The 7,071-nt window shown below is 32.6% G+C and carries 6 protein-coding genes; 4 read left to right on the top strand and 2 right to left on the bottom strand.

Annotated elements, in window-relative coordinates:
- Positions 1–71: 71 nt before the first annotated feature.
- Both DFR66_RS10200 and DFR66_RS10195 read right to left on the bottom strand, forming a co-directional pair.
- Positions 72–1,205, bottom strand: coding sequence for a tetratricopeptide repeat protein (locus DFR66_RS10200; protein WP_242008664.1), 1,134 nt, complete (start codon positions 1,203–1,205; stop codon positions 72–74).
- Positions 1,206–1,255: 50 nt separating this feature from the next.
- Positions 1,256–1,699, bottom strand: a complete 444-nt coding sequence (locus tag DFR66_RS10195; RefSeq protein ID WP_114754739.1) for a hypothetical protein — start codon at positions 1,697–1,699, stop codon at positions 1,256–1,258.
- Between the two features lie 174 nt (positions 1,700–1,873).
- Here DFR66_RS10195 and DFR66_RS10190 point away from each other — a divergent pair, with 174 nt between their 5' ends.
- The 4 genes from DFR66_RS10190 (at position 1,874) to DFR66_RS10175 (ending at position 7,049) form a co-directional block, all read left to right on the top strand.
- Entirely contained in the window at positions 1,874–2,761 is an 888-nt protein-coding gene (locus tag DFR66_RS10190; RefSeq protein ID WP_114754738.1) for a YitT family protein, read from the top strand.
- A 416-nt stretch (positions 2,762–3,177) separates the two neighbouring features.
- The gene (locus DFR66_RS10185; protein ID WP_114754737.1) at positions 3,178–4,953 is read left to right on the top strand and encodes an AMP-dependent synthetase/ligase; all 1,776 of its coding nucleotides are present in this window, start codon (positions 3,178–3,180) and stop codon (positions 4,951–4,953) included.
- Positions 4,954–4,975: 22 nt separating this feature from the next.
- Entirely contained in the window at positions 4,976–6,028 is a 1,053-nt protein-coding gene (locus DFR66_RS10180) for a proline iminopeptidase-family hydrolase (protein ID WP_114754736.1), read from the top strand.
- 511 nt (positions 6,029–6,539) lie between these two features.
- Positions 6,540–7,049: a MarR family winged helix-turn-helix transcriptional regulator gene (locus DFR66_RS10175; protein WP_242008663.1), complete on the top strand. Its 510-nt coding sequence runs from the start codon at positions 6,540–6,542 to the stop codon at positions 7,047–7,049.
- The last annotated feature ends 22 nt before the right edge of the window (positions 7,050–7,071 follow it).

Below are 7,071 nucleotides of genomic sequence, written 5' to 3'. Positions count from 1 at the left end.
TTGGTTTGTTTTGCAACTTCAAGATACTGAATTTCAGTATCTTGACCAATATCTTTCCCCGATTTTTTTCCTTAATTTAATTTCACCCAACGGGTAATATTAGTTTTCTTTATGAATTTATACCTTCTGAACATTCCAAAAGCGAGTAAAAAAACTAGTATCGATGTAATCGCTGATGATATAGTGATAATCTGTCTGTTTTTTTTTCCTTGATTGAGCAAATCTACTTCTATCTGTTTCTTAGAAACTTCAAAATTTGTACGTAAATCAGCCATTTGCTGAACCGATTTTAAATTGGTGACGCTATCCCGATATAGAATATGATTCTTAAAATGCTTAAAAGATTCAACTTGATTTCCAGAAATTTGATACAGCTCTGAAAGTTTAAGGTTTGAGTTACTGATTTGGTCTTTCAAACCATATTTTTGTGCTAATTCCAAGCTTCGCATTGCATATTTAAGAGCAAAAGCCTGATTATTTTGTTTTAAATAAATAGCTGACATGTATGTCAAATAATCTGAAATTGCATAATAATCCTTTAGTTCTTCTAGAATTTTTATAGCTCTACTGATGTATTTCAAGGCTAAAGCGTCCTTTCCCTGTTCGGCATAGACCATTCCTATATTTCCTAAATTATAGGCAGTACCAATCAAATAATCGGCTTTCTTGAAAATTTCACTCGATTCTTTAAAATTCCTTAATGCTAAATCATATTTCTTGTTTTTAAAATACTCATCACCCGAATTTAATAATGCTGAAGCCAAGCCAATAGAATTATCCGACTTTCTTAATAATTTGATTGCTTTATTATAGTATAAAAAAGCATTTTTAGAGTTTCCCATAACTGAGTATACATCCGCAATAGATGAATAAGCCGTTCCTTGACCAGCTCTGAATTTTGCTTTACTTGCTGCAGCTTCACTTTTGTAAAAAGCATCTAACGATTTATTTAAATCTCCTAATAGTCTGAGTTTATTTCCTTTTTGAAAATATCCCCTGTGCAGGTATAAATAATTGTTTTCTAACTTAGCCACCACAATAAGTTCCTCAGCATATCTTAAAGACAACCTGAGATTATTTACTTCGTTAAAGGATAAATTTCGGAGTAATTCTAATTTTTCAGCATTGCTAATATTCCCTTTCTGATAAATTTTCACAAGGCTATCTGCTACTTTTTGCTCTTGAGCTAGAATATTGAAGTTCATAAAAAAAGCTAAAAGAAAGACTTTAAAAGAATATTTAAACATCAATTCCATTATGGATTTATGGCTAATTTGGGGTCAATGTTAAATGATTTAAATAAATTACCGGAATCATAAACACTAAAATTAATGTTATAAATATCCAATTGATTGACTAGATTAGGATCGTTTTTGACATTTGCAGATGCATTTCCAGACCTCCCTCCTGAACCATAAATAATAGCATTGTCAAAAAAATTAACATTATTGGATTTAGACTTATAAACAATGCTGTCAATTGCCACAGAATATCCTGAATCTTCTGAAACACCAACCCACCTAACATTGTTATTGATAAATACAAACGACTTAAAATCTTCTAAAGTTTCATTTTGAGAACTCCCGGAATTATTATCGGATAATGTGCAACAATTATCAACTTGAGATTGTGAGGGTGCATTCAATCCATAAAGTGTTGCGGCTTGAACAGTCAACGTGATTACTACAGGCTTTGCCATGATTTCTGTATTAAAAGGTTAATAAATTCTGATTCAGAAAACTATAATTTAAAAATGGCTGGGGATGCCAGGGAATCATGATTTGGAGGTAACAATCTAATTACTAGGTAAATATACCAAATATTTTTAAAATAAAGTAGTATATTTAGACGATTTTAATCCAAATTCTTTTTTATGAATATTGAACACCAACCAATTGACTGGAAAGAAATATTTCATCCAAAAAATATCATTCTAAATTTAGTGGGCGTAGTATTTATTACATTGGCATTAAAGGGATTTATGATACCCAATAAGTTTTTAGATGGCGGTATTATTGGAATTTCGATACTAATTCATGAAATAACTAATTTGCCCTTTGGAATTCTTGTATTAGGTTTAAACTTACCGTTCTTATTTTTAGGAAAAAAACTATTGGGAAAAACATTTGCCATACAAAGTTTGATGACTTTTTTATTGCTGGCCACAAGTATGACATTTATAGAAATTGATGCTGTTACCACAGATCGACTTTTGATTGCTTTGTTTGGTGGTTGCCTTATTGGGATTGGGATGGGTTTGTGCATTCGGAGCGGCTCCACTGCTGATGGTGTAGAAATTCTGGCTTTATTAACTACCCGAAAAATCGGACTCAATGTATCTGAAGTTATCTTTGCGATGAATTCCCTATTATTTTTGGCTGCAGCTTGGTCTTTCGGCATCGGGACTGCTTTGTATTCTATTGTCACTTATTTTTCAGCAATAAAATCACTTGATTATATCACACACGGACTTGAACAATATACTTCTTTGCATATCATTTCGTCCAAAAGTGAAATTATTAAAGCCTTGATAGTGAAAAAATTTGGGAAAGGAATCACTATAATTAAAGGAGAACGAGGTTATTTGCCTGATACTTTTGAATTAAAAACAGATTGTGACATTATCATCACTGTAGTAACTAGACTTGAGCTGCTGAGAATCAAAGAAGATATAAAAAAAATAGACCCCAAAGCTTTTATGTTTATTCAATATATCAAAGAAACCAGCGGTGGAATTTTAAGAAATAAACAAAAACATTAATATTTGAAATCTACAAATAAGCGTCTAAAAAAGAATCGTTCATCATATTTAGAATATTTTAAATAAAAAGGTGTCTTTAAAAATAAAAACTGAAATTTTTAGCCAACCAATATCATATTTTTTTTTAAGATAAATGTCTTCTTTTCTCATTTATCATTATGATGAATACCTTTAAAATTAGCTCGAAGTCAAAGAATATATTATGCCGCAAAAGAAATAACTTAGAAAGATTTGCTACTTATTAACATTAATAAGATTGAAAAATTTTTACTTAAAATCAGCTTAGTTAACATCAATCCAAGAAAATGATTTTAATCATATGATTAGTTAAATGAAATAACTCTGATTTAATTTCTGAAAATTAATAATTTTTATTTTTTTTTAATTAATTTGCGAATCAATTTAAATTTCTAATAATGACTTCCATAACCAGACTTTTTGATTTTCCTTATTATCAACAAGATAAATACACTTCAATTCCAGATGCTTTAACAACAAAGCAAAATGGGGTTTGGATAAAAACTTCTACTCAAGAATATATTGCTAAAGCTAATGCTGTTTCGAGGGCGCTCTTAAAAATGAACGTTCAAAAAAACGATAAAATTGCCATTATTTCTACTAATAATAGAACTGAATGGAATATTATGGATATTGGAGTATTGCAAACTGGTGCTCAAACTGTTCCTATTTACCCCACCATTTCCGAAGATGATTATGAATATATTCTTAATCATTCTGGTGCAATCTATTGTTTTGTATCGGATGCCGAAGTACTGCGCAAAGTAAATTTGATCAAAAATAAAGTACCTAAACTTAAAGAAGTCTATTCGTTCAACGAAATTGAAGGTTGTAAAAACTGGAATGAATTATTGATTTTTGGGGTTGACACAAGCAATCAACAAGAAGTTGAAGACCGTAAAAATAATGTAAAAACAGAAGATTTAGCAACTATAATTTATACCTCCGGAACAACAGGTAGGCCAAAAGGTGTAATGCTTTCGCACAAAAATATTGTGTCAAATGTATTAGACAGTGCTTCAAGAATTCCTTTTGAAGCAGGTAAAACCCGTGCGTTAAGTTTCCTTCCAATTTGCCATATTTTTGAAAGAATGATTTTGTATTTATATCAATATTATGGAGTTTCAGTATATTTTGGTGAATCAATCGATAAAATTAGTGATAATATAAAAGAAGTAAGGCCAACAGTAATTACAGCTGTTCCAAGACTTTTAGAAAAAGTATATGATAAAATCTATGCTAAAGGAACGGAGTTAACAGGTATCAAAAAGAAATTGTTCTTTTGGGCAGTTGACCTTGGGTTAAATTATGAACCGTATGGCAAAAATGGATTTTGGTACGAGTTTCAACTTAAAATTGCGCGTAAACTAATTTTCAGCAAATGGAAAGAAGGTTTAGGCGGAAACTTAGATTTAATGGTTTCGGGAAGCGCTGCTTTGCAACCTAGATTAGCTCGAATTTTTGCCGCTGCCGAAATCCCCGTTATGGAAGGATACGGTTTGACAGAAACCTCCCCTGTAATCTCAGTTAATGACATTAGAAATGGCGGTTTTAGAGTGGGAACGGTAGGTAGAGTTATCGATAATGTGGAAGTAATCATTGCAGAAGATGGAGAAATTATGTGTAAAGGACCAAACGTGATGATGGGGTATTACAAAGACGAAAAAATGACAAACGAAGTGATCACGGACGGATTTTTCCACACAGGAGATATTGGTATTTTTGACGAAGACGGATTCTTAAAAATCACTGATCGTAAAAAAGAAATGTTCAAAACCTCAGGAGGAAAATACATCGCGCCACAATTAATCGAAAATACGATGAAGCAATCGCGTTTCATTGAACAAATCATGGTTATTGGTGATGGACAAAAAATGCCTGCAGCTTTTATTCAGCCTAGTTTTGATTTTATCAAAGAATGGGCGATTATCCACAAAATCGATATTGGAAAAAGCAATTCAGAAATCGTTTCAAACGAAAAAGTTATTTCCAGAATTCAAGAGGAAATAGAAAGCCTAAATGAAAAATTTGGAAATTGGGAGAAAATCAAACGTTTTGAATTGACACCGGATATTTGGTCTATTGAAGGCGGACAACTTACTCCTACTCTAAAATTGAAACGAAAAATAGTTATGGAGAAATACATTGATTTATTCCATAAAATCTACAATTAGTCTTTGATAAATCCACTCTGTTATGAAACTAAAAGTCTTGATTTGCTCCGTTTTAATCGTGTTCTTTTTTTCTAATTGTCAAGAAAAACCAAAGGAAGATTCCATAAAAGCAAATTATTTAGACTTTTCAAAACGGGATGACCAGCTGACTGGAGGCATCAAAATGATTCCGATTCAAACACCAAAAGGTACGTTTAAAGTCTGGACTAAACGAGTGGGCAACAATCCTAAAATTAAAGTATTGTTGTTGCACGGCGGTCCAGGTTTAACGCATGAACTATATGAAGCGTTTGACGGTTACTTCCCTAACGAAAGTATTGAATACATTTATTACGACCAATTAGGATCGTATTATAGCGACCAACCTAACGACAATAGTTTATGGACCAATGAACGTTTTGTGGAGGAAGTCGAGCAAGTACGTATCGCATTAGGATTAGACAATTCTAATTTTTACCTGATGGGACAATCTTGGGGCGGAATCCTAGCCATGGAATACGCTTTGAAATACCAAAAAAACCTGAAAGGCTTGATTATCTCGAATATGATGGCGAGTGCTCCAGAATATAACGCTTACGCAAAAGACGTTCTGGCACCGCAAATGGATCCTAAAATCCTGAAGCAATTGCAGGATATCGAAAAAAACAATGATTTCGACAATCCAAAATACAGCGAATTACTTTTCAAACATTACTACACGGAACACATTTTGAGAATGCCTCTCGAAGAATGGCCAGAATCCATCAACAGATGTTTCAAGCACATTAATCCTAATGTATATGTGTTTATGCAAGGTCACAGTGAATTTGGCATCACTGGAAATGCGACTCTCAAAAATTGGGATGTCAAAGACAGACTAAAAACTTTGACTATTCCTACATTGAGTATTGGTTCTAAATACGACACAATGGATCCCGAACACATGAAATGGATTGCAAACGAAGTCCAAAACGGACGTTTCTTGTTTTGTCCTAACGGAAGCCACCTTTCGCAATACGATGACCCAAAAACCTATTTTCCGGGCGTGATTAAGTTCTTGAAAGACGTGGATAGTGGGGAGTTTAAAAAGTCTTAGAAAAAATATTTAGTTTACAAAAAACCACGAATTGATTTTCGTGGTTTTTTTATGATTTTTTCATCTAAAATTAATCTAGCGACCTGACTAATTCTTTTGAGTTTAAATTCTTTTTCGATAGAACAATTAACGATCAGGAACATCTATTGATAAATTATTCAAAATAATTATCGCCAATCTTGTCATGCTGACGATGGAAGCATCTCTTTAGCAGATCTTACGACTAAATCCCCAATCATTCTCCTTAGCACGATTAGCGTAAGGGATTGAAGTGGCATCCTTTTATAAATTCTAATCCCGAAGCCTCGGGATTGGGAATTTATAAAAGATACAACGTACAGCCCGACCCGCAGGGATACGCCCTAAAATTTTTAATTCTCATCAAAAAAGTTCTAAAACCCTCTATTTCAGCCAATATTTATTATATTTAATTCATTTTAACAAAAAAATATTTCAATATATTATGCGTGCATAGTATTTTTTATTATATTTGAAATCGATATAGTTACTTATGAAAGATAAAACGATAGATTATATTTTACGTGCCACCTGGCAAGCAGTGGCCAGAATGTATAATGAAGAAGCGTCGAAATACGATGCAAGCATGGCTACTGGTTTCGCTTTATTGAGTATTGATAAGGAAGGTGGAACGCCATCGACTTCATTAGGGCCTAAAATGGGAATGGAAGCTACAAGCCTAACAAGAACGCTAAAATCTATGGAGGAAAAAGAATTGATAATACGCAAAAAAAACCCAGAGGATGGCCGTGGCGTATTGATTTATCTAACGGATTTTGGTAAAGAAAAAAGAGAGCTTTCGAAAAACACAGTACTTAAATTTAATGATGCGGTACGAAAATCTATATCTGAAGAAAAGTTACAACACTTTATTGAAGTAGCTGATGTGATTAATGAACTCATTGTTGAAAAAAATATATTTCACAATACACACGCAGGAGAAGTTTCTGCTGAAAAAATAGATACTGATGAAAACGTATTAGAAATTAACGCATCATCATAATAACCAGTCATTACAAATAAAA

The sequence above is a fragment of the Flavobacterium glaciei genome (genome assembly GCF_003350545.1).
GTDB lineage: Bacteria > Bacteroidota > Bacteroidia > Flavobacteriales > Flavobacteriaceae > Flavobacterium > Flavobacterium glaciei.
This window is presented reverse-complemented; position numbering and strand designations above follow the sequence as displayed.